Source organism: Clostridium mucosae, from assembly GCF_024622765.1.
Taxonomy (GTDB): domain Bacteria; phylum Bacillota; class Clostridia; order Clostridiales; family Clostridiaceae; genus Clostridium.
Map to the genome: position 1 here is coordinate 232,185 of NZ_JANKAF010000002.1, position 20,692 is coordinate 252,876.

24 protein-coding genes are annotated in these 20,692 nt (G+C 26.8%); 4 read left to right on the top strand and 20 right to left on the bottom strand.

The window, feature by feature from the left end:
* Positions 1-14: 14 nt before the first annotated feature.
* The 3 genes from NSA50_RS04395 to NSA50_RS04405 form a co-directional block, all read right to left on the bottom strand.
* A complete protein-coding gene (locus tag NSA50_RS04395; protein WP_195429230.1) occupies positions 15-359 on the bottom strand; it encodes a DUF4362 domain-containing protein in 345 nt (114 codons plus the stop codon).
* Positions 360-451: 92 nt separating this feature from the next.
* Positions 452-1,057, bottom strand: a complete 606-nt coding sequence (locus NSA50_RS04400; protein WP_308463890.1) for a LysR substrate-binding domain-containing protein — start codon at positions 1,055-1,057, stop codon at positions 452-454.
* 18 nt (positions 1,058-1,075) lie between these two features.
* A complete protein-coding gene (locus NSA50_RS04405) occupies positions 1,076-1,327 on the bottom strand; it encodes a LysR family transcriptional regulator (protein WP_257443248.1) in 252 nt (83 codons plus the stop codon).
* Positions 1,328-1,446: 119 nt separating this feature from the next.
* Here NSA50_RS04405 and NSA50_RS04410 point away from each other — a divergent pair, with 119 nt between their 5' ends.
* Positions 1,447-2,028 (top strand): chromate transporter, encoded by a 582-nt coding sequence (locus NSA50_RS04410; protein ID WP_195265349.1) that lies wholly within the window; start codon positions 1,447-1,449, stop codon positions 2,026-2,028.
* Complete coding sequence (locus tag NSA50_RS04415) at positions 2,021-2,584, top strand: chromate transporter (protein ID WP_195265347.1); 564 nt, start codon at positions 2,021-2,023, stop codon at positions 2,582-2,584. Before NSA50_RS04410 ends, NSA50_RS04415 begins: the two co-directional genes overlap by 8 nt.
* A 115-nt stretch (positions 2,585-2,699) precedes the next feature.
* Here NSA50_RS04415 and NSA50_RS04420 read toward each other — a convergent pair whose 3' ends face one another.
* The 10 genes from NSA50_RS04420 to NSA50_RS04465 form a co-directional block, all read right to left on the bottom strand.
* Positions 2,700-3,608 carry a PucR family transcriptional regulator gene (locus tag NSA50_RS04420; RefSeq protein WP_195265346.1) on the bottom strand — a complete coding sequence of 303 codons (909 nt, stop codon included), beginning with the start codon at positions 3,606-3,608 and terminating at the stop codon, positions 2,700-2,702.
* Between the two features lie 234 nt (positions 3,609-3,842).
* Entirely contained in the window at positions 3,843-5,078 is a 1,236-nt protein-coding gene (locus NSA50_RS04425) for an NAD(P)-dependent oxidoreductase (RefSeq protein ID WP_195265344.1), read from the bottom strand.
* 38 nt (positions 5,079-5,116) lie between these two features.
* Complete coding sequence (gene hydF, locus NSA50_RS04430) at positions 5,117-6,325, bottom strand: [FeFe] hydrogenase H-cluster maturation GTPase HydF (protein WP_195265342.1); 1,209 nt, start codon at positions 6,323-6,325, stop codon at positions 5,117-5,119.
* A gap of 12 nt (positions 6,326-6,337) precedes the next feature.
* Positions 6,338-7,714, bottom strand: a complete 1,377-nt coding sequence (gene hydG, locus NSA50_RS04435; protein WP_195429220.1) for a [FeFe] hydrogenase H-cluster radical SAM maturase HydG — start codon at positions 7,712-7,714, stop codon at positions 6,338-6,340.
* Between the two features lie 25 nt (positions 7,715-7,739).
* Positions 7,740-8,867 (bottom strand): [FeFe] hydrogenase H-cluster radical SAM maturase HydE, encoded by a 1,128-nt coding sequence (gene hydE, locus NSA50_RS04440; protein WP_257443256.1) that lies wholly within the window; start codon positions 8,865-8,867, stop codon positions 7,740-7,742.
* Positions 8,868-8,947: 80 nt separating this feature from the next.
* Positions 8,948-9,193, bottom strand: a complete 246-nt coding sequence (locus tag NSA50_RS04445) for a TM1266 family iron-only hydrogenase system putative regulator (protein ID WP_195265336.1) — start codon at positions 9,191-9,193, stop codon at positions 8,948-8,950.
* A gap of 561 nt (positions 9,194-9,754) precedes the next feature.
* A complete protein-coding gene (locus NSA50_RS04450; RefSeq protein WP_195265334.1) occupies positions 9,755-10,138 on the bottom strand; it encodes an NUDIX domain-containing protein in 384 nt (127 codons plus the stop codon).
* A gap of 147 nt (positions 10,139-10,285) precedes the next feature.
* Entirely contained in the window at positions 10,286-11,059 is a 774-nt protein-coding gene (locus tag NSA50_RS04455) for a YdcF family protein (RefSeq protein WP_257443258.1), read from the bottom strand.
* Between the two features lie 282 nt (positions 11,060-11,341).
* Positions 11,342-11,479 (bottom strand): clostri-philic family protein, encoded by a 138-nt coding sequence (locus NSA50_RS04460; protein ID WP_195265330.1) that lies wholly within the window; start codon positions 11,477-11,479, stop codon positions 11,342-11,344.
* Between the two features lie 73 nt (positions 11,480-11,552).
* Complete coding sequence (locus NSA50_RS04465; RefSeq protein WP_195265328.1) at positions 11,553-11,969, bottom strand: DUF3785 family protein; 417 nt, start codon at positions 11,967-11,969, stop codon at positions 11,553-11,555.
* Positions 11,970-12,132: 163 nt separating this feature from the next.
* Here NSA50_RS04465 and NSA50_RS04470 point away from each other — a divergent pair, with 163 nt between their 5' ends.
* Complete coding sequence (locus NSA50_RS04470; protein WP_257443262.1) at positions 12,133-13,449, top strand: MATE family efflux transporter; 1,317 nt, start codon at positions 12,133-12,135, stop codon at positions 13,447-13,449.
* A 54-nt stretch (positions 13,450-13,503) separates the two neighbouring features.
* On the opposite strand, the gene NSA50_RS04475 is transcribed toward NSA50_RS04470, so the two are convergent.
* The gene (locus NSA50_RS04475) at positions 13,504-15,261 is read right to left on the bottom strand and encodes an SUV3 family DEAD/DEAH box RNA helicase (protein ID WP_257443373.1); all 1,758 of its coding nucleotides are present in this window, start codon (positions 15,259-15,261) and stop codon (positions 13,504-13,506) included.
* Positions 15,262-15,592: 331 nt separating this feature from the next.
* Here NSA50_RS04475 and NSA50_RS04480 point away from each other — a divergent pair, with 331 nt between their 5' ends.
* Positions 15,593-16,147, top strand: a complete 555-nt coding sequence (locus tag NSA50_RS04480; protein ID WP_195265322.1) for a hypothetical protein — start codon at positions 15,593-15,595, stop codon at positions 16,145-16,147.
* Between the two features lie 34 nt (positions 16,148-16,181).
* On the opposite strand, the gene NSA50_RS04485 is transcribed toward NSA50_RS04480, so the two are convergent.
* From NSA50_RS04485 to NSA50_RS04510, 6 genes are all read right to left on the bottom strand, one after another.
* Positions 16,182-17,108 (bottom strand): patatin-like phospholipase family protein, encoded by a 927-nt coding sequence (locus NSA50_RS04485; protein WP_195429214.1) that lies wholly within the window; start codon positions 17,106-17,108, stop codon positions 16,182-16,184.
* Between the two features lie 220 nt (positions 17,109-17,328).
* Complete coding sequence (gene rplT / locus NSA50_RS04490; protein ID WP_195265319.1) at positions 17,329-17,685, bottom strand: 50S ribosomal protein L20; 357 nt, start codon at positions 17,683-17,685, stop codon at positions 17,329-17,331.
* Positions 17,686-17,711: 26 nt separating this feature from the next.
* Positions 17,712-17,909 carry a 50S ribosomal protein L35 gene (gene rpmI / locus NSA50_RS04495; RefSeq protein ID WP_195265317.1) on the bottom strand — a complete coding sequence of 66 codons (198 nt, stop codon included), beginning with the start codon at positions 17,907-17,909 and terminating at the stop codon, positions 17,712-17,714.
* A gap of 20 nt (positions 17,910-17,929) precedes the next feature.
* The gene (gene infC / locus NSA50_RS04500; protein WP_195265418.1) at positions 17,930-18,442 is read right to left on the bottom strand and encodes a translation initiation factor IF-3; all 513 of its coding nucleotides are present in this window, start codon (positions 18,440-18,442) and stop codon (positions 17,930-17,932) included.
* A gap of 364 nt (positions 18,443-18,806) precedes the next feature.
* Complete coding sequence (locus tag NSA50_RS04505) at positions 18,807-19,121, bottom strand: rhodanese-like domain-containing protein (protein WP_195429212.1); 315 nt, start codon at positions 19,119-19,121, stop codon at positions 18,807-18,809.
* Between the two features lie 163 nt (positions 19,122-19,284).
* Positions 19,285-20,586, bottom strand: a complete 1,302-nt coding sequence (locus NSA50_RS04510) for a homoserine dehydrogenase (RefSeq protein ID WP_195265313.1) — start codon at positions 20,584-20,586, stop codon at positions 19,285-19,287.
* Positions 20,587-20,692: the final 106 nt, after the last annotated feature.

Consider the following 20,692-nt stretch of genomic DNA (forward strand, 5'->3'; position numbering starts at 1 on the left):
ACCTATAGACTATTTTAATTTCTATAAGAAAACATTTTTCTTATAAACTCTTCATCTTGGTATAAACTATAAGTAATCATTTCTCCTTGAGCTTCTTTTAAATATTTATTCCCAGTATACTCATTATAATGTTTTGAATTAGTCTTAGTTGAATCATCAATTAATTTTATAAAATTTCCATTATAAATTATAGTTATAAATATAGGTTCTCCTTCTATTGTAAAAATAATAAGTTTAATAGCATCAGGTCTTTTTAACGTAACATTATCAAAAAAATCACATATTCGCACTTTATTATCAATTTTTCCTATAGAGTCTATTATTACATCAATGCTATATTTTTCATCTCTCCATAACATATTAAATATATAAATCACCCCAAACTCAAATACCTTCTTAATATATACTTATAATATGAAAAAAGATTTATTATGCACCTATATTAAGTTTACTAAACTATATTTTTTATTATATTAACCAATTCCTTAAAACTATTAGTTTGTACTTTTCCTTTATAAAAAACAATATTATTTACATTAGATAAGTTAAGTTCATTAACATTGACTTCAATAAGATTTCCTAGATCAATTTCATTTTCAACTAATACTTTAGGTAATACTGTTATTCCCAAATTTTTCTTTGCAGCCTCTATTAAAACTTGAGAGTTTACACTTGTCCAACTAGGATTAACTCTTATATCATGTAATAGTAAAGCACTATCAAAAATATCTCTAATAGAACTTCCCTTTTCTCTTAATAATAACTTTTCCTTTACTAATTCATTTAACATTATAGAGTTTTCTTTTACAAATTTATGTTTATTAGAACAAACAACTACTAATTCATAAGAAGAAAATGGAATTCTTTCAAGTTCTTCGTTATAAACAACACCCTCTATTAAACCCAAATCAATTTCATTCTTACATAACATATTTTCGATACTTCTTGCATTATCAACTATAATTTTAGTTGGAGTAGATTTACATACACCTTGAAATTTTTCTATTATAGTAGGTAAAATAAAATTTGCAATAGTCATACATGAACCTATCTTAATAACAGCATTATCTTCTAATTATTTAATATTTTTATCTAAATCATCGTATAAGTCTAATAGCTTTGTAACTTTGGTAAGAAATAGTTTACCCGTCTCATTTAAATAAACTTTTCTTGAAATTCTATCAAATAGGGATACTCCTAAATAATCCTCTAACTCACTTATAGCATGGGAAACTGCTGGCTGTGTCATAAACAATTTTTCAGATGCTTTAGTGACACTTTCCTCTTCACATACTGCTTTAAAAATACGTAAATGCCTAATCTTCATTTTCCCTCCTAATTCATTACTAAATGTTTATATATTATATAAAATTATACTATTATACTTATCCTGTGTCTATGCTATATACTTATATGCATAAGAGTAAATTATAAGGAGTGCATGACATGAAAATTAAAGAGTTTAAGCTATATTTTTCACTTTTTAAAGTGACATTTTTAGTGAGTTGTTTTAGTTTTGGTGGAGGATACGTAATTATTCCTTTATTAAGAAAATATTTAGTCGAAGATATGAAATTAATAAATAACGAAGAATTGCTTGATATGGCAGCAATAGCTCAATCAAATCCTGGAGCCATTGCTGTTAATTTATCTTCATTAATAGGTTACAATCTTTTAGGAATAAAAGGAACTATCATAACATGTATAGGTACAGTTTTACCTCCATTGTTAATATTATCCGTTATTTCTTTCTTCTACGAAGCTTTTAGAAGTAATATAGTTATTTCTGCAATTCTTAAAGGAATGGAAGCTGGTGTTGCGGCTACAATTGTAGACCTAGTTATTGATATGAGCCATGATGTGTTTAAAGAAAAAAATTTATTATTATCTTTTCTAGTACCGTTTTCATTTATAGCTAGCTTCTTCTTTAATATAAATGTACTAGCTATTATTATTTTTGGAGTAATAGTTAGCCTTACTCAAGTATATGTTAGGAAGAAAAAATTAGGAGGACTTAGAAATGATTAACATCCTTATCACCTTATTTTTAAGCTTTTGGCAAATAGGTTCCTTTAGTATTGGCGGAGGCTATGCTATAATGCCTCTAATTCAAGACCAAATGGTAAATAAATATGGTTGGCTTACTATTCAAGAATTTACTGATATTATTACTATATCTCAAATGACCCCTGGCCCACTATCAATTAATGCTTCAACTTTTGTTGGTCTAAGAATAGCAGGAATTTTTGGTGCAATATTAGCTACCTTTGCGTGCGTAATTACTGGTGTGATTATTTCCATTTTCTTATTTAACTTTTTTAAAAAGCATAAGGATATTGAAGAAATTGCAAATGTTTTAAAAGGTCTTCGTTCAACTTCAATTGGTCTTATTGCATCATCTGCTTCCTCTATAATTTTAATTGCATTTTTAGGAAGAACTACTTTAAGCGGAAATTTAAATAACATTAACTTAGTTGCTATCATAATTTTTTCTATTTCACTTTTTTTACTTAGAAAATACAAGTTTAATCCATTAACGATTATAACATTAACAGGACTCTTAGGTTTATTTATTTACATGTAACTATTGTATATCAATATAAACAATTATAAAAATAAGCCATAATAATGTATTTAATTTTAATTATTATGGCTCATTTTTAAATTTTAAACTCAAATTATTAATAGAATATTTTTATTTAAATTCTTTTACTATTCATATATAAAATATAAAGAAAAGTAGCTTCCTTAAAGTTACGTACATCAAACCCGGTTTCTTTCTTAATTTTTTCAATTCTATACATCAGTGTATTTCTATGAATATATAAATTTTTAGCTGCTTTTGTTAATGATAAATCACATTTTAATATTTCCTCTAAAGTTTGTGTTAATTCATGATTAAAGCCTTTAAATATATCTTTATACTCTTCTTTTAAATCATTTGAATATTCACTTGATAAATTAAATATAGCTTTCTCCAAATACATATCTTTAAGGCAATATATTTCAGGCTTAATTTTAAATTTTCTACCTATCTCAAGAGCTTGTACAGCTCCACTATATGCCCTTTTAAATCCATGAAAAGTATAATCTAAATCACTTATACTTATTTTTGCATTTACTCCTAAAGTTTGTATTATCGTTTCTTTTAATGAAAAGGCATGATCTTTTTCGTCCTCTAAATTTCCTATAACTATTATTCTGTCATATATCTCTCCAACATAAATATCATTTCCTACATATGTATCTCTTACTATTTCTAATGCTTCATCTTCTTTATTAGTCTCAATTAATAACATTTTATTTGATTTAGTTATTACAGATTCATTTAAAACATCCCATTGTTTTCTTGCTTCTAATAATTCCTTTATTATATTTTCTTTTTTAATACATTTATTTAATATATATTCAACCATAGGTATTATCTTTATATCATCTTGTTCTAATATAATTTTATATGCTTTATTATTAACAGATATTTTTCTCATCACCTTAGATTCCGTTGTAGGTAAATTACCATATATCTCATTATTATTAGCATCTAATAACCTCATTTTCACATTAGTTTCTTTACATACTTCATTTAATAATTCCACCATCGCTCCCATAAAATCCTCCGCCTAACTTGTAAATCCTTTTCATACTTATATTATATATGAAAATTCAGAGAATTAAATATTTTCTTTTCTTTTTATAATAATAATTTAACTAATAGTTATTAATACAATAGTATATATATGTAAAAATATCATATAATATATTTTTCATAACAAACAACTTTTTCTAAAATCTCACAAAAATTAGAGACTATAAATCTATAGCCTCTAATTTAAAATATTTTATTATTTATTTTTCAATATATATTTTTCTATTTCTTCTGCAACTATCTTAGCATGTGATGCTGCCCTAACTACAGTTTTAGCTCCAGTAACTACATCTCCTGATGCAAAAACTCCATCTCTTGTTGTATGTCCAACTTCATCAGTTAATAGAAGTCCCCATTTATTTGTTTCAAGCCCTGTTGTATTTGAAACAATATTGTTTTTAGGTGATTGACTAACAGCTATTATTATTGAATCACATTCAAATAATCCTTCTTTACCTTCGACCGTTACAGTACTTATCCTTCCATCTTCACCTACAACATTTTCTGTTTCTATATATTTTACTCCATCTTCTGTTAATTCTAAAGGAGACTTAAATAATTCAAATTTAATACCATCTGAAATTGCTCCTTCTAATTCAGCTTTTGTAGCAGGTACATTTTCCATACCTTTTCTATATAGTATATATACTTCATTAGCTCCATTTCTCTTTGCTGTTCTTGCTGCATCCATCGCAACATCTCCAGCTCCTATTATGCATACTTTCTTTCCTAAGTTATATACTTCAGGTGATTTTAAATAGTCAATTGCATAATGTACATTCCCTAAGCTTTCGCCCTTTATATCTAGAGTTTTTGGGTTCCATACACCAGTACCAATAAATATTGCTTTATATCCATCATAAAAAAGTTTATCTAAAGTTAATACAGGTCCAACTAATGTATTTGGCCTTATTTTAACTCCGAGTTCAATTAATCTTTCTTCATAATGATCTATAATACTCTTTGGCAATCTAAATTCTGGAATACCATATCTTAATACTCCACCAATCTTGTCATGTGAGTCAAATATAGTAACTTTATATCCTTTTTGCGCCAATATAAATGCAATTGTTATTCCTGCAGGACCTCCCCCAATTATTGCCACTCTTTCATCTAGTTCATTTTCTTTTTCAAGCCTTATATTTTCTAAATAATATTTAGATATGTGTCTTTCAATATCACAAAAGCTTACTGGTTCATCCTTAATTCCTCTAATGCAGTTTCCTTTACATTGATCCTCGTGAGGACAAACTATAGAACATACTAAAGATAAGGGGTTATTCTTAAATAGTATTTCACCTGCTTTTGCTATTTGTCCCTCTTTAAATAACCCTATTATTTCTGGTACAGGAGTATTAATTGGACAATTTGCTTGGCATTTTGGATTTTTACACATATAACATCTATTTGATTCTACAACTAATTCTTTCATGATTATATCCCCCTTTTTTCCTTTGTTAATTTAAGCTTCTACATTATATCATCATTTTTAATATTAAACAAAGACAGGCTTCTTTCTAATATTCCATTTAAATATGCTAATACAATACCATAATTAGTTATTGGAACATTTTTTTCCTTACATTGCTTTACTCTATTAATTACAGTTTTTCTATTTATCATACATGCTCCGCAATGAATTATCAAATCATATTTATCTATATCTTCAGGGAAGTCATGGAAAATACTATAATCATATGTTAAATCAGCACCAACATATTTGTTTAATAGCTTAGGAATTTTAACTCTTCCAATATCTTCATGTGAAACATTATGAGTACAGCTTTCTGCAAATAAAATTCTTGAGTTCTTATTTAAATCTTTGATTTTTAAAGCACCTTTTATAAACTCTTCGAAATCTCCCTTTTGTCTTGCAAATAGCATTGAAAAACTTGTAAGCTTAATATTTTTAGGAACAATTTTATCAACTTCTTTAAATGCTTGAGAATCTGTTATTACTAAATCTACATCCTTTAATTCTTCAAGTGCACTTTCAAGCTCTGTATCTCTTACAACGTAGCTCTTTATACCGTGATCTAAGCAATCTCTTATACATTGTACTTGAGGTAAAATTATTCTTCCTTTAGGAGCTTCTGAATCTATCGGTACAACCAATATAACTTTACTATTATAAGGAAGTAAATCTCCTACTATCGGTAGTTCTTCCTCTTCTTCTTTTAAAATTTCTATAAGTTTCTCCTTTAGTAATTCAATTCCTTCACCTGTATTTGAGGATAAAAATATCGAATCTTTAAATTTAGTTTGTAATTCTTCTAAGATATTTTCATTAACACTATCAGATTTATTTATAACAACTACATAAGGTATATTATATTTTTTAAAATTTCTTTTAGCTTCTTTAAATTCTTCTAAATCAATATCATTAATATCAAAAAGATAAATTGCTACATCAGTTCTTTTAAGTATATCTAGAGTTCTTTTAACTCTTACTTCTCCAAGTTCACTTTTGTCTCCAAATCCAGCTGTATCTATAATTAAAACTGGTCCAACTGGTATAAGCTCCATAGCTTTTTGTACTGGATCTGTAGTTGTTCCTTCTTTTTCAGATACAAGCGAAACTTCTTGTCCTAAAAATCTATTTATCAAAGATGACTTTCCTGCATTTGTCTTTCCAAAAACAGCTATATGTTTTCTATTAGCATTTGGTGTTGAATTCATACAGTTATCCTCCTATAGATATAAATCTCTTTCTCCAGCTCTAAGTCTTTCTAAGTTTTTATCTAAAAGCTCTTTTATGTCATCTCTCTTTATTCTTTCTCTCTCAGTTTTTATAACAGCTTCAGCTTTTTCTAATATTTCCTTATCACCATAATCTATAGCAAATTCTAAAAGAGTTGTCATTGCATTAGGCTCACACACATTTTGAATTTCACCACTCTTTGCAAGCTTCATAAACCTTTCACCAGTTCTTCCTCTTCTATAGCATGCTGTACAATAGCTTGGTATATATCCATCATCTAAAACAGATTTTATTACTTCTAATGGAGTTCTATCATCTGATGTCTTAAATTGAAGAGTTTCTGTACCCTCTTCCCTTTCCTTATATCCCCCAACTCCAGTACTTGAACCTGCACTGATTTGAGATACACCACATCTTAATAGCTCTCTTCTCATTTCTGCTGTTTCTCTTGTTGACATTATAATTCCTGTAAATGGTACAGCTATTCTTATAATTGCAACTAACTTTTTAAACATTTCATCATCTACTAAATTAGGGAACTCTTGTAGTGTTACCCCTGAAGCTGGCTTTAATCTTGGCATTGAAATTGTATGGAATCCAACTCCATATTTTTCTTCTAAGTGTCTATTATGCATCATAAGTCCTATTACTTCAAATTTAGGATCAGCTAGTCCAAATAATACTCCTGCTCCTACATCATCTATTCCTGCTTCCATTGCTCTATCAAATGCAGTTAAATGGTAATTATAATCTCCTTTTAATGATTTTGGATGCATTTTATCATAAGTTGGTTTATGGTATGTCTCTTGGAATAATATATAAGTACCTATTTTAGCTTCTTTTAGTCTTTTATATTCTTCTACAGTTGTTGCAGCTATATTAACATTAACTCTTCTAATTTCTCCATTATCATTTTGAGTTTTGTAAATAGTATCTAAGCATTCTAATACGTAGTCTATTGGTGCATTAACTGGATCTTCCCCAAGTTCTAATGCTAATCTCTTATGTCCCATTTTTTCTAATATTTTAACTTCTTCAGCTACTTCTTCCATAGTTAATTTTCTTCTTCCAAAGTCATTACTTCTTTTATATCCACAATAAACACAATTATTTACGCAATAATCGCTAACATATAACGGTGCAAAAATTACTACTCTTTTACCATAAATTGAATCCTTAATTTCCCCTGCTAATTTGTATATTTCTTTTAAATCTTCTTTATCCTCTACTTGAAGAAGAACTGCTATATCTTCATAAGATAATCCCGCTCTTTTTTTAGCCTTTTCTAAAACAGCCTTTATATCCTTACTTGTTGCTCCCTTTGCTTCTTCTAAAATTCTTTCAATATACTCATGATCAATAAACATATAAAACACCCCTATAATCTATAAATTATTTATTCAATTTAATTATTTGTATATTTTCGCATTGGATTCTATTATCGATAACTTTAGTAAATTTATTAGCATTTTCTTTTCTCCATGCTACATTATCTCCTCTTGTTACCTCAACCTTAAATCCAGCTTTATTTATCCTCCCCTCTATGCATTTTCTGCATTCTGCTGCCTCATCTCCAGTACATATTTTGCCATCATAAAGTGAATACTTTTCTCTGACACTTGTTGGCGAGAGATTTGGCATAACCACATTCCCTCCTGCTTTAATTCCCTTTTCTCTACCTGTTGGATCAATACTTCCAAGAGCTGTAGTAGAAGGTAATAAAACATTTGGTAATAAAAGTCTTACTAAAGCTAGCATTGTAGTAGTTTTCTCAACAGTTCCTGCCTTTTCATCCTTTAGTGGAGTATCCTTATGAGGTATAAACGGCCCAATTCCACACATGTGTGGTTCTAGCTCTTTAACAAATAATAAATCGTTAACTAAATCTTTATTTGTTTGTTCTGGAAGCTCAACCATAAAGCCTGCTCCTATTTGATATCCTATTTCTTTTAAATTTCTTAAGCACTGTCTTCTTTCTTCAAAGCTAGCTCCTGGATGTAATTTTTCATAAAGTTCTTTAGTAGCTGTTTCATGTCTTAATAAATATCTATCAGCTCCTGCTTCATACATTTTTTTATATGAATCATAGCTTCTTTCCCCTAACGATAAGGTTATAGCATTGTTTGGATATTTATTTTTTATCATCTTTATTATTTCTACCATTCTTTCATCAGTAAAGTAGTCATCTTCTCCACCTTGAAGTACATAAGTTTTATATCCAAGTCTATCTCCAATATCCACGCATTCCATAATATCTTCCATTGTAAGTCTATATCTATCAGCATCTTTATTACTTCTTCTTATGCCGCAATATACACAGTTTTTTTTACAAAAGTTTGTAAATTCAATAAGTCCCCTCATATAGACTTTATCTCCATAAGTTTTCATTCTAGTTTCATGTGCTTTCTGTACTAGATAAACCTTATCATCTTCACTTAAATTATCTAATAAAAATAATAACTCCTCTCCACTAGCATTGTTAAAGTTATAAAGCTTGTCTATAATACTTTTAACTTGCATATACACTCCTCCAAATGATATTTATATCACTATTTGCAATAAATTTATGTTTAGCTATGTACTTATAATTATTTTTCTTATTACATCTCTTTTTTACTAATTGCTGTTTTAACTGTAACTCCTTCAATGTTTCCAAGCTTTCCTGTTAAACTATTAATTTCATTTAAATCACCTGTAACAACTATAGATATAATTGATATGCCATCTTCTAATGGTATTCCCATCCTTCCCCTAATGTTTCCTCTAAAACTTGCAACAACTTCATTAAATTCAGCATTACACTTACTTGGTTCTTCTAATATTGCACTTATTACACCTATCTTCATATCTTATCCCCCTATTTTTTATTGCTACTTTAACATTATCATGCTAGATTAACAATAATTCATTTTACATACAGATCTTTACATAATAAATTAATATATTTCCTCAAGATTGGTATACTAAAACATTGTATAATTACATTCTTTAAAGTTTAAGTTTCATATTTTCTTATATATTAAAAAGAGCCTATTTTCTTAAATACAAAGAAAATAGGCTTATTATATTAATAATAAAAATTACAGTAGTTTAGAGCAAAACAAAATAAACTAAGCTTGCAACTTAATTTTATAATTTTTATTATTAGTATACTATTTACTATTCTCTTTCAAATCAGATTTCTCTTTTTTGTTAGATAATAACTACTTATTTTAAATGAATATTTCAACATATGAATAAAGATCTTCTCTAAACAAATGAACCAATATTCACCTTTCTATTTATATGATAATTATTTAACTTTATGATGTCAATAGCTCTAATTTTATGCAATACTAAAGTTATACTTTCGTTACATTAAAAATAAGAGCTATATTAATCAACATAGCTCAATTTTTCATCAAATTTTATATATTAATATACATTAAAATTTTTTCTTTTTCTCCTGGTGCTAAATCACAGTCATCGACTTCATTTATGCTTAACCATTTACCATCAACTATATCATTTCCATATGTTACTCTCTCTTTAAGTTCTCCTTTGTAAACTGCACACAACTCATCTCTCTCTTTATTTAAAACTTCCCCTATTCTTTCTAAATTAAATATTATAGATTTTAAATCTTCTTTTACAGCTCTTGAAACACATTTTTCTTCTGATTCTTTTCCTCTTACTTTTTTACCAACACTATACCAAAGTTTTGGTTCATTTTTTTTAGTCTTTCTTTGAACAACAAATACGTTGTTAAAATCATCTTTAATTATTATTGAGCACTCTGTAACTTTAGCCATTAACGTTTCCCCCTTAAGCCTAACTCTTTATGTTTGTATTAATATTTTATTAAAGGTGATATAAAAATTACTCTAAGAATCATATTAATATTCTACCTCTATTATTCTACAAAAACCGAGATTTACCTTTAGATATTTTTACAAAATTTATTTTTTTATATCTATCAAATATGACTTTATTATAGCTAAAAATTCTCTAGAATACATAACAGGAATTAGGACTGGAAGCGTGCTATTTGTATAAAAGCTGATATTACTATATCCTAACTTTTTAGCTATCATGTTACTTCTAAATGCATGAAAATCTGATGTTATTATCTTTACATTTATATCTACTATATTCTTCTTTGTACAATCTTCCAATACTTCTTTTGAAAATATTAAATTTTCGTTTGTACTTGTAGATTTATCTTCCATTATTATTGATTCTTCTTTTATCCCATTATCCACCAAATACTTTTTCATTGCTTGTGCTTCTGATATATCTTCCCCTCTTCCTTGTCCTCCAGAAACTATTATTTGAACTTCTTTATCTTGATTATTAACATACTCAATAGCTTTATCTAACCTTTGCATTAATGTAAGACTAGGCTTTTCTCCTTTAATACCAGCTCCGAGAACTATAACATAATCTGAATAGATTTTATTATTTTTAGGGAATATAACTATTGCACTTTCTATTATAATAAAAATTAATAATATAATTGTTATAAAGTACCTTATAATATTAAACATTCCTTTAATACTTTTTCTTCTATTAATAAATTGTTTCATTTTTTCTTTTGTATAGTGATAAATAATTAGAATAATTCCAATTCCTAAAAATACTTCACTGAAACTAATCTTCCCAAAGATTAAATTAATACTTATAGAATATATAACTATGAATATTCCAATTATTAAATCTATTTTCTTAATCATTACCTACTCCTTTCAATTTAGAAATTATTTTATAATGATACTTTAATTTATATATTTATTTATGAATTATACCTTTATATGAATATCTAACTTTATAGTATCACATTTATCGCCCTTCATGCCCAATTAATCCCAATTTTAATTTATTTTTAAGTATTAAATAAAATTTTTCATTCATCATAAAATAATAACTTTATGTAATATTTTTAGAAGATTAACTTTGTATGATTTTCGAACATAAAAAAGATAGGTAAGATTAATCTTACCCATCTTAAAGTTAAACTATTTTATTGGATTGCCATCAAAATCTGTGTATTCAGCTCTATTTTCATCATTGCCTACATTATCTTGATTCTTATGTAACTTTTGTCTTCTTGTACCTTTTTGCAAAGGATTTATATCTTTCTCATTCTTTGGCATATAAAACACATCCTTTCAAAAGTATTTTATACCCTAAATAAAATTTAATACATCAAATATTTTACTTTATATATTAAAGCTCAAATTCTTCGATTTCCACAGAATATGTCCCACAATTTTTACAAACTATAACTGTAACTAAATAACTTTTATCAACTATTCCTTCTCTATTTAATCTAGTGAAAGATTTTTTTCCGTATTCATTATCGATACTACTTGTCACAAATTTATTATCTTTTCCATATGCATAAAAATAGAACTCTAAAAAGTCAAAAACCTTCTTTTTTTCTTCCTTTCCAGCTTTGCAATTACTGCAACAACTTTCATAATATGCATTTTGAAAATCTACTTCATCACTATTTGAAAGTAGTTCCAATACCTTTTCTGCATCAATTTCCTCTAGTTCTTCATTTTCATCATTTGCAAAGTATTCTAAATTATCTTCTCCTAAAGTATATTCTTTTTCATCAAATTTGAATTTATATACCATTTATATCTTCCTTTCAACATTAAAAGTTTTATTTTACTTCCTTAAGCTATTCTAAGACTAATCTTAATTAAATGCTAGCAATTTGTAATATTATTTAATTAAAGATATAATCTTTATGTTAGTTTATATATTATATCATAATTAGACAGTAAAGGAGAGTCAAATGGATAGCAATCTATCTTTAAAAAGACAATTTTTTAAGTACTTAGTTCCATCAGTTACTGCAATGTGGATATTTTCATTATATACAATGGTAGATGGTATTTTTGTTAGTAGAGGTGTTGGAGAAACTGCCCTTGCAGCAGTGAATATAGCAATGCCTTTTATAAACTTTATATTTGCAATTTCTATGTTATTTTCAACTGGAGTTTCCACCATAATTTCTATTTATATTGGAAAAAATAATATTAAAAAAGCTAATGAGTTTTTTTCTTTTAATTTATTTTGTATGCTTACTGTATCACTACTTATAACTTTAATATGCTTATTAAATTTAGATAAGATATCTTTTTTCCTAGGCGCTACTGAAAATACTCTCAATCTAGTAAAAGATTATTTAAAAATAATTATAAGCTTCAATGGATTTTTCATAATTTCTTATTGTTTAGAAGTATTAACAAAAGCTGATGGCTATCCTTATCTTGCAATAATAGGTATGATTATTTCTGCGTTTACTAATATAATATTGGACTTTTTATTTGTTATTGTCTTAGATTTTGGTATTAAGGGTGCTGCATATGCGACTATTATTTCTCAAGGAGTATCTTTTATATTCTTTTTATCACATTTTATGAGTAAAAAATCTAAACTAAGTTTAACTAAATTCAAGTTTAAAGTAAAATACCTAAAAAGAATATTATCTATTGGATTTCCAGATGCAATAACAGAACTTACTTCTGGTATTGTTATACTTCTTTTTAATCAAACTATATTGAAATATATAGGAGAAAATGGAATCGTTACATATAGTATAATTTGTTACGTAAATACTTTAGTAATAATGACTATGATAGCAATAACACAAGGAATACAACCATTGTGTAGTTATTATTATGGAAAAGAGGAATTTAAAACAATAAAAAAATTAATAAAAATGAGCATAAAAGCTATTTCTATATCATCTGCTGCAATATTTATAATTTGCATGGTTTTTGCTAAAGAAATTGTTTATATATTTATAAAGAATTCTTCATCATCTTTATTTACATATTCAATTTCAGCATTTCGTTTATTTTCTTGCGCATTTTTAGTTCTTGGCTTTAATGTATTAATTTCTGGATATTTTACTTCTATAGAGGAAGCATTTAAAGCAACTATGATATCTATATCCAGAGGACTTATTTTTATTTCCTTATCTTTATTTTCCTTATCATTTTATTTTGGTGATACTGGAATATGGATTGCAACTTTAATTTCAGAATTGATTTGTCTTTTATTATCTTTATATTTATTATTAAGAAGGAATAAGATAGCAACTTAATTTAAACATAAAAAGAAGATAGTTGAAATTTTTTCTCATCTATCTTCTTAGTACTTAAATCCTTATCAATATTTCATTAATATCTTCACTTACCTTAAGTCTTTCCTCATGAATCCATTTGAAATCAAATTCTAAATTAAATACCTTGCAAAATGAATAGTACATATTTATCCTTTGATAATAGCATTCAAGCTCATCTAAATTTCCCCTAAAACATTGAGGTCTACTTATTACTTTATTTTTCAACACAAATAATTCCTCAACATAATCTAAAAATGAATTCATAAGCTCATCTTTTGATATATCGAATGGTATTTTTAATAATTCCCATTGTATTTCTTCCTTCAATTTATATTTTTTAATACTATCTAATATAATTAAATATTCATTTATATCCATTTTTCTATAATAATCTATTGATTCTTCTCTTGTTGCCCATAAAGCTAGTTTTTCATTTAGTGGAAGATTTTTAATGTTTAAAATAGCTTCTGATGGTCCTAAAACAGCTGCATTTATTATTTTATCATTTTCTTCAAGCTTTTCTTTTATAAACTTTTGATTATCTCTTACTGTAGCAACATAGCCAACTTCATAAATTCCTTTTCTTCCTGCTCTGCCTGCAACTTGTTTTACTTCTTGTGAAGTAAGATACCTAATTTCCTCTCCATCAAATTTTTGTATATCTAAAAATATTATTCTTTTTATAGGTAAATTAACTCCCATTCCTATAGCATCTGTTGTTATAAGAACTTTATTTTCCTTATTAATAAACATATCATATTGTTTTCTTCTTACCTCTGGTGGTAAATCTCCATATATTATACTAGCTTTTATTCCCATATCTGAATATTGCTCTGCTATTTGTAATACTTTTTTCTTAGAAAATACAACTATTGCATCTCCTTCTTCTGCATGATTGTAATTAAAATTACTTTCTTGAATTTCTAATGGAATACTTCTTTTATATTCTTTAAATTCATAATCATCATTACAATCTTTGATTATCTTTTCAACTATTCTCTTTGCATTCAATGCACCACAAATATGAATTTCATCACATCTAAGTCCAAGTAAGGCTCTTGTCCAAGCAGCTCCTCTTTGCGAATCATCTATCATTTGAATTTCATCTATAATAGCTATATCATATTCTTTTTTTAAATCTACTTTTTCTATTGTACAAGATGTATGAGTAGCTCCTTCTTTTAATATTTCTTCCTCTCCTGTTAACAAGTTACAAATAACTCCACTATTATTTAATTTTTCATAGTTTTCTAATGCAAGAATTCTAAGAGGAGATAAATAAACTCCATTTTTTGCTACTTTTAATCTTTCCATCGCCGTATAAGTTTTACCAGTATTGGTTTCACCTAAGTGTATATATATCTTTCTCTTAATATTTCTTGCTAACCTATATTCATCTTTGGGATTGTCTGGGAAGTTTTCTTCAAACTCCTTAGAAATTAACTTAGGAATATGCTGTCTTGTTAATACAGACATAAACCCTGAATTTATAAAGCTATTATAATTTCCCCTTATTACTTGGTAGAAATCAAAATCTGTATTATTCTTTTTATTATAATCATCTAATAATCGCTTAGATATATACTCTAAAAGCTCCTCATATCTTTCATTTATACTTGAAAAATCCTTAAATCCTTCACTTTCCATATCTTTAAGAAGTCTTATCTTTTTCCTTAAAGAAGATTCTTGTTCAATTAAAGCACCTACTTTCGAGTTATGAGCTATTTCCTCTATTTGATTAATCTGCGATTTTAACTTTTTAAACTCTCTTTGCATTGCATTCTTTTTCACATAATCACCTCTCGCCTTAAAATCCTGTTGTAAAAATCCCATTTATAAATTATAATAACTTGCTCTTTGATATATTTCTAGTTTATATTATTTTAGCAAATATTATTATATTTATTGTATCATATTTACTTTCTAACAAGTTTTATTAGCAATTTTTAAACCTTAGCTTATTATTTATTAATAATTACAATAAACTTTATATATTTTTATATTTTCTTAAGGATAAATTAAGCTTTATACTATATAATTTATATATATTTATTTAACCAACTTATTTTACGCTTTTATTTTGCTTATTATTTAATATTTATTCGGGGGATGATTTTACAAAATGAAAAATAGAGATATTTATTTAGTCTTTTCAAATACTGGAACACTACTTTCAAAATGTATTAATTATTATACAAAAGATCCATATGTACATGTTTCCTTAAGCTTTGATAATTCATTCAAAAAAATGTATTCATTTGGACGAGTTTTCCCTCAAATTCCTTTTATAGGAGGATTAGTTGAAGAAGACTTAAAAGATGGTGTTTATAAAAGATTTGAAAATAGTAAATGTGTTATTTATAAGATTAGCATAGATGATGAACAATATAAATTATTAAATGAAGAATTAGAAAGCTTTTTAAAAGAACAAAAAAAATATAAGTATAGCTTATTAGGATTAATAGGTGTTGCTATTCAAAAACCAATTAAAAGAAATAATCACTATTTTTGTTCTGAGTTTATATCACATCTTTTAATAAAAAGTAATATTTATGACTCTGATAAAATTCCTGGGTTAACAAAACCAAGTGATTTACTTAATATAACTCATAAAGAGTTCATATATGAAGGATTAGCTTATGAATATAATAGCAAATATTCTAATTTGATGTATTGAAAAAAACTGAGAGTAATAATCTCAGTTTTTTAGTTTATGAACTTATGCTTATATCATCTTCTTTATTAGATTTAAATAGATCTTTTAAAAAATTATATATTTTAAATAACTTTGGAAAAGCTCTTTCTTCTTCTATCCTATTCTTAAATTCAGTCATCTTCATTATAGGCTCTAAAAGTGATATTGTATCTTCATATCCTTCTTTTATCCTATTCTTCTTTGCTGAATCATCTAAATTCAAAGTTCCATTTATCACACTTTCATTTAAATTCCTTGGATATATTTCTATAATCTTTGTATTTGGATATAATGATCTATCAATCCTTGCTTCTTTTGACAACATTACTACAATTATTATATCGCAACCTTCGCCATAAACAGGCTGGATAGGTGTATTATCCGAAATACCTCCATCTATATATTTACATCCAAACAATTCGGTTGGTTCATATATTAAAGGTAAAGATGCTGATGCTATAACAATTTCTTTTCCTATATCTTCTGTAAAATCATTTATTTTAAAATATTTCACTTTAAAGTCTGGTAATTCAGTACAAGCAGCATAGCAAATCTTGTTATTACTTTTCATTAAGCTTATATCTAAATACTTATTTATTATCTCTTTTGCTCCATCTTTTGAAACTGCGCCTTCTTCTATCTTTTGACTCATATATTTTTTGGCTATATTTAGATTTTTTCCACCAAGTATAAGTCCAACTCCTTTTTTAAGTAATTCAAATTTACTAATAGGAATAAGCTTATCTATAGTTACTTCCTCCCATAGTGCTTCTGCATCTTTCATATTATTTTGTGCAAATAATACTGCATTAAAAGCTCCAATTGATGTTCCAGAGAATACTTCTATGTATTTATCAATCCTAAGTTCATTTAATGCCTTCCAAACCCCAAGCTCATATGCTCCTTTTCCTCCCCCTCCAGACAATACCAATCCTATTTTCATGTTGATCCCCTCTTTTTTAAAAGTTTGCAAATCTTATATCTATTATATAATTAATATTTAAATTTTGTTAATTATACTTTTTATTTAATTTTATGATGCAAATTTACTTTTATATTCTTCCCAAATTTTCCATTTTGATTCATTAAATTAATAACTATCATTATTATAATAAAAAAACACCTTAAAATAAAAATTTTAAGGTGTTTTTTAATAGTATAAACTATTTAATTGAGCTTTTTGCTAATTCAACTAAATCTGCAAAAGCTTTTGGATCGTTTATAGCTATTTCTGATAACATTTTTCTGTTCATATCAATTCCAGCTAATTTAATTCCGTTCATGAATTTTGAATATGAAAGTCCATTCATTCTTGAAGCAGCATTAATTCTTGCTATCCAAAGTCTTCTAAAATCTCTTTTCTTTAATCTTCTTCCAACATAAGCATTTCTTAAAGCTCTTATTACTGATTCATTAGCAGTTTTAAATAATCTGCTTTTTCCACCGTAGTAACCTTTTGCAAGCTTTAATACTTTTTTATGATTCTTACGAGCATTTACCGCTCTTTTAACTCTAGCCATGTTTAATCCTCCTAAAAACCTCTATATTATAGGTATGGTAATAATTTCTTCATTGCTTTTTCTTGAGTAGTTGAAACATAAGCACTTTTTCTTAAGTTTCTCTTTCTCTTAGAACTTTTCTTTGTTAATATATGACTCTTAAAAGCCTTAGCTCTTTTTAATTTTCCAGTTCCAGTTTTCTTAAATCTCTTTGCTGCACCTCTGTGGGTTTTCATTTTTGGCATGATACTTATCTCCTCTCAAGTTACGCTTTTTTAGGGCCTAAAACCATTGTCATATTTCTACCTTCATGCTTAGCAGGCTTTTCAACAACACAAACGTCTTCTAATTTAGAAACAAAGTTATCTAATATTTTTTGTCCAATATGTCCTAATTGTGCTTCTCTTCCTTTAAATCTAACAGTGATTTTAACTTTATCCCCGTCTAATAAAAACTTTCTAGCATTCTTTGCTTTTATTGCAATATCATTTTCTTCAATTGTAAGACTACATCTTATTTCTTTAAGAGTAGTTACTTTTTGCTTTTTCTTAGCTTCTTTTTCTTTCTTTGATTGCTCATAAATATACTTACCTAAATCCATTATTTTACATACTGGTGGATTAGCATTTGGAGAAATCATAACTAAATCTAATTCTTTCTCATCAGCAATTCTTTGAGCTTCCTTTGTTTGAAGTACACCTAATTGATTTCCTTCTGAATCAATCACTCTAACTTCCTTAACTCTTATATTTTCATTACAAGTAAAATCCTTACTTATACCAAGTCACCTCCAAAATTTTAAATACAAACACAACAAAAATAGAGGACATATTATGCCGCCCTCTAGTACTTATAAAAAACTAGTTAAAATAACTAGAAATTATTACAAACTACATTACCCTACTAAGCATTGCCGTAAGGTGAGAAACGGCAGTTTCTTCTTAAATCCATTACTTATTCTATCATTCTTTTTTTATCGTGTCAATCTTTTTACATTATTTATTATTTACAATTATATCATATATTATACTATATAACTTTTTATTTTTATATAGCCCTTTATGTATTTATTTTTCCGTATAAATTTACATAACATCTGATAATAACCATATTATCTTCTTTTAATGCAATTATAATCTATACTACTCGATTTCTCCTGTATAATCTAAAATCCCTCCTCTTAAATTATATAAGTTACTAAATCCTTCTTCCTCTAATATAGAGCAAGCAACACTACTTCTCATTCCTACCTTGCAATAAACTAAAATAGGCTTATCTTTATATTCTTCTATCTCATCTAGTTCCCACTCTAGTTCATCTACAGGTATATTTATAGAATTTATTATCTTTGATTCCTTAAATTCATTTGGTCTTCTTACATCTAATATTAATAAATCTTTTTTATCTTTAATTAACTTTTGAGCTTGCTCATTATTAATTGATTTTATATTACTCATATGTTTACCTCTTGTTTTTATTATTTTCTACTATTATAATCCTTAAATACTATCAGTACAACTTATTATATAGAAGTAATTATTATCTATTTATAAATAAAAAAATAAAGGAGATTATAAAATATATTAACTAATATATTTTCTCTCCTAAATTCTATAATTATTAATTAAATTCTTCTATTCTTATTAAATTATTAATCTTATACACAGAGTTCAATTTGCATATACTATCTATAGATTCAATTATATTTTCTTCCTTAGTATAATGTGTAACTAAAACTAAAGTAACCTTATTTTCATTATCATTATCTATTCCTTTTTGTATAACTGAAAGTAAGCTGACATTCATCCCACCAAATACTGAAGTTATTTCACCTAAAACACCTGGTCTATCTTCTACTGTTAGCCTTATATAATATTTACTTGTTATCTCTCTTATACTCCCGATTTCTTTATCCCACAAATTATTTTTCACTACTGGATTTAGGTTGTCTATATCGATATTACTTCTTAATATTGATACAATATCAGATACTACTGCACTTCCTGTTGGTAAGTCTCCAGCACCTCTACCATAAAACATTAAGTCTCCTACAGCATTTCCTTTTATAAAAATTGCATTAAAAGAATCGTAAACATTTGCTAAGGGATGATTTTGTGGTATCATCGTTGGATGCACTCTTAGTTCAAGCCTTCCATCATTATCTTTAACTATAGCCAATAATTTTATTACCTTTTTGAATTCCCTAGCATACTGTATATCTATTGATTCAATATTTGTTATTCCTTCTCTATATACATTTTCAACTTCTATTTTAGTTCCAAATGCAAGAGAGGATAATATGGCTAATTTATATTGAGAATCAAATCCTTCAATATCTGATGTTGGATCTGCTTCAGCATATCCCATTTCTTGAGCCTGATGTAAAGCTTCATCAAAACTTAAATTATCAAATTCCATTTTTGTTAATATATAATTAGTTGTTCCATTTACTACTCCATATAGCCTTTCTACTTTATTAGCTGTTAAGCTCTCATTTATTCCATTTATTATTGGAATTCCACCTGCAACGCTAGCTTCATAGTTAAACATAACACCTTCACTATCAGCTTTTTCAAAAAGCTCATCCCCACCAGTAGCTAAAAGCATTTTATTTGCCGTAACAATATGTTTTTTTCTTTTCATAGATTCTATCATATATTCTCTAGCTGGTTCAATTCCACCCATTACTTCTACTACAATTTTAATTGAATCATCATTAATAATTTCATTAAAATCTGTTGTTAGAAGTTCTTTAGGTATATCTATAGATCTATCTTTTTCTAAATCTCTAACTAATATTTTTGCTACCTCTACCTCGTAACCTGATCTTTTCATAATTTCTTCTTTGTTTGAATTTAATATCATCCAGACGCCGCGTCCAACATTGCCTAGCCCCATTAAAGCAATTTTGACCTTTTTCATCTTAATTCCCCCTTATTTAGTTTGCTTATTGCTAATATATCTATTATACTAATTAATCCATATTTTTACTATTACTAGTTCTAATTTAAAAGAAAAAACTCATTCT

Coding starts and splice junctions, on each gene's coding strand:
- rplT (WP_195265319.1), bottom strand. CDS start 17,685: ATGGCTAGAGTTAAAAGAGCGGTAAATGCTCGTAAGAATCATAAAAAA.
- NSA50_RS04460 (WP_195265330.1), bottom strand. CDS start 11,479: ATGCCAAAGAATGAGAAAGATATAAATCCTTTGCAAAAAGGTACAAGA.
- hydF (WP_195265342.1), bottom strand. CDS start 6,325: ATGAATTCAACACCAAATGCTAATAGAAAACATATAGCTGTTTTTGGA.
- NSA50_RS04510 (WP_195265313.1), bottom strand. CDS start 20,586: ATGAAAAAGGTCAAAATTGCTTTAATGGGGCTAGGCAATGTTGGACGC.
- NSA50_RS04470 (WP_257443262.1), top strand. CDS start 12,133: ATGGATAGCAATCTATCTTTAAAAAGACAATTTTTTAAGTACTTAGTT.
- NSA50_RS04480 (WP_195265322.1), top strand. CDS start 15,593: ATGAAAAATAGAGATATTTATTTAGTCTTTTCAAATACTGGAACACTA.
- hydG (WP_195429220.1), bottom strand. CDS start 7,714: ATGTTTATTGATCATGAGTATATTGAAAGAATTTTAGAAGAAGCAAAG.
- NSA50_RS04505 (WP_195429212.1), bottom strand. CDS start 19,121: ATGAGTAATATAAAATCAATTAATAATGAGCAAGCTCAAAAGTTAATT.
- rpmI (WP_195265317.1), bottom strand. CDS start 17,909: ATGCCAAAAATGAAAACCCACAGAGGTGCAGCAAAGAGATTTAAGAAA.
- NSA50_RS04415 (WP_195265347.1), top strand. CDS start 2,021: ATGATTAACATCCTTATCACCTTATTTTTAAGCTTTTGGCAAATAGGT.
- NSA50_RS04455 (WP_257443258.1), bottom strand. CDS start 11,059: ATGATTAAGAAAATAGATTTAATAATTGGAATATTCATAGTTATATAT.
- NSA50_RS04445 (WP_195265336.1), bottom strand. CDS start 9,193: ATGAAGATAGGTGTAATAAGTGCAATATTAGAAGAACCAAGTAAGTGT.
- NSA50_RS04465 (WP_195265328.1), bottom strand. CDS start 11,969: ATGGTATATAAATTCAAATTTGATGAAAAAGAATATACTTTAGGAGAA.
- hydE (WP_257443256.1), bottom strand. CDS start 8,867: ATGCAAGTTAAAAGTATTATAGACAAGCTTTATAACTTTAACAATGCT.
- NSA50_RS04405 (WP_257443248.1), bottom strand. CDS start 1,327: ATGAAGATTAGGCATTTACGTATTTTTAAAGCAGTATGTGAAGAGGAA.
- NSA50_RS04410 (WP_195265349.1), top strand. CDS start 1,447: ATGAAAATTAAAGAGTTTAAGCTATATTTTTCACTTTTTAAAGTGACA.
- NSA50_RS04425 (WP_195265344.1), bottom strand. CDS start 5,078: ATGAAAGAATTAGTTGTAGAATCAAATAGATGTTATATGTGTAAAAAT.
- NSA50_RS04420 (WP_195265346.1), bottom strand. CDS start 3,608: ATGGGAGCGATGGTGGAATTATTAAATGAAGTATGTAAAGAAACTAAT.
- NSA50_RS04450 (WP_195265334.1), bottom strand. CDS start 10,138: ATGGCTAAAGTTACAGAGTGCTCAATAATAATTAAAGATGATTTTAAC.
- NSA50_RS04485 (WP_195429214.1), bottom strand. CDS start 17,108: ATGAAAATAGGATTGGTATTGTCTGGAGGGGGAGGAAAAGGAGCATAT.
- NSA50_RS04395 (WP_195429230.1), bottom strand. CDS start 359: ATGTTATGGAGAGATGAAAAATATAGCATTGATGTAATAATAGACTCT.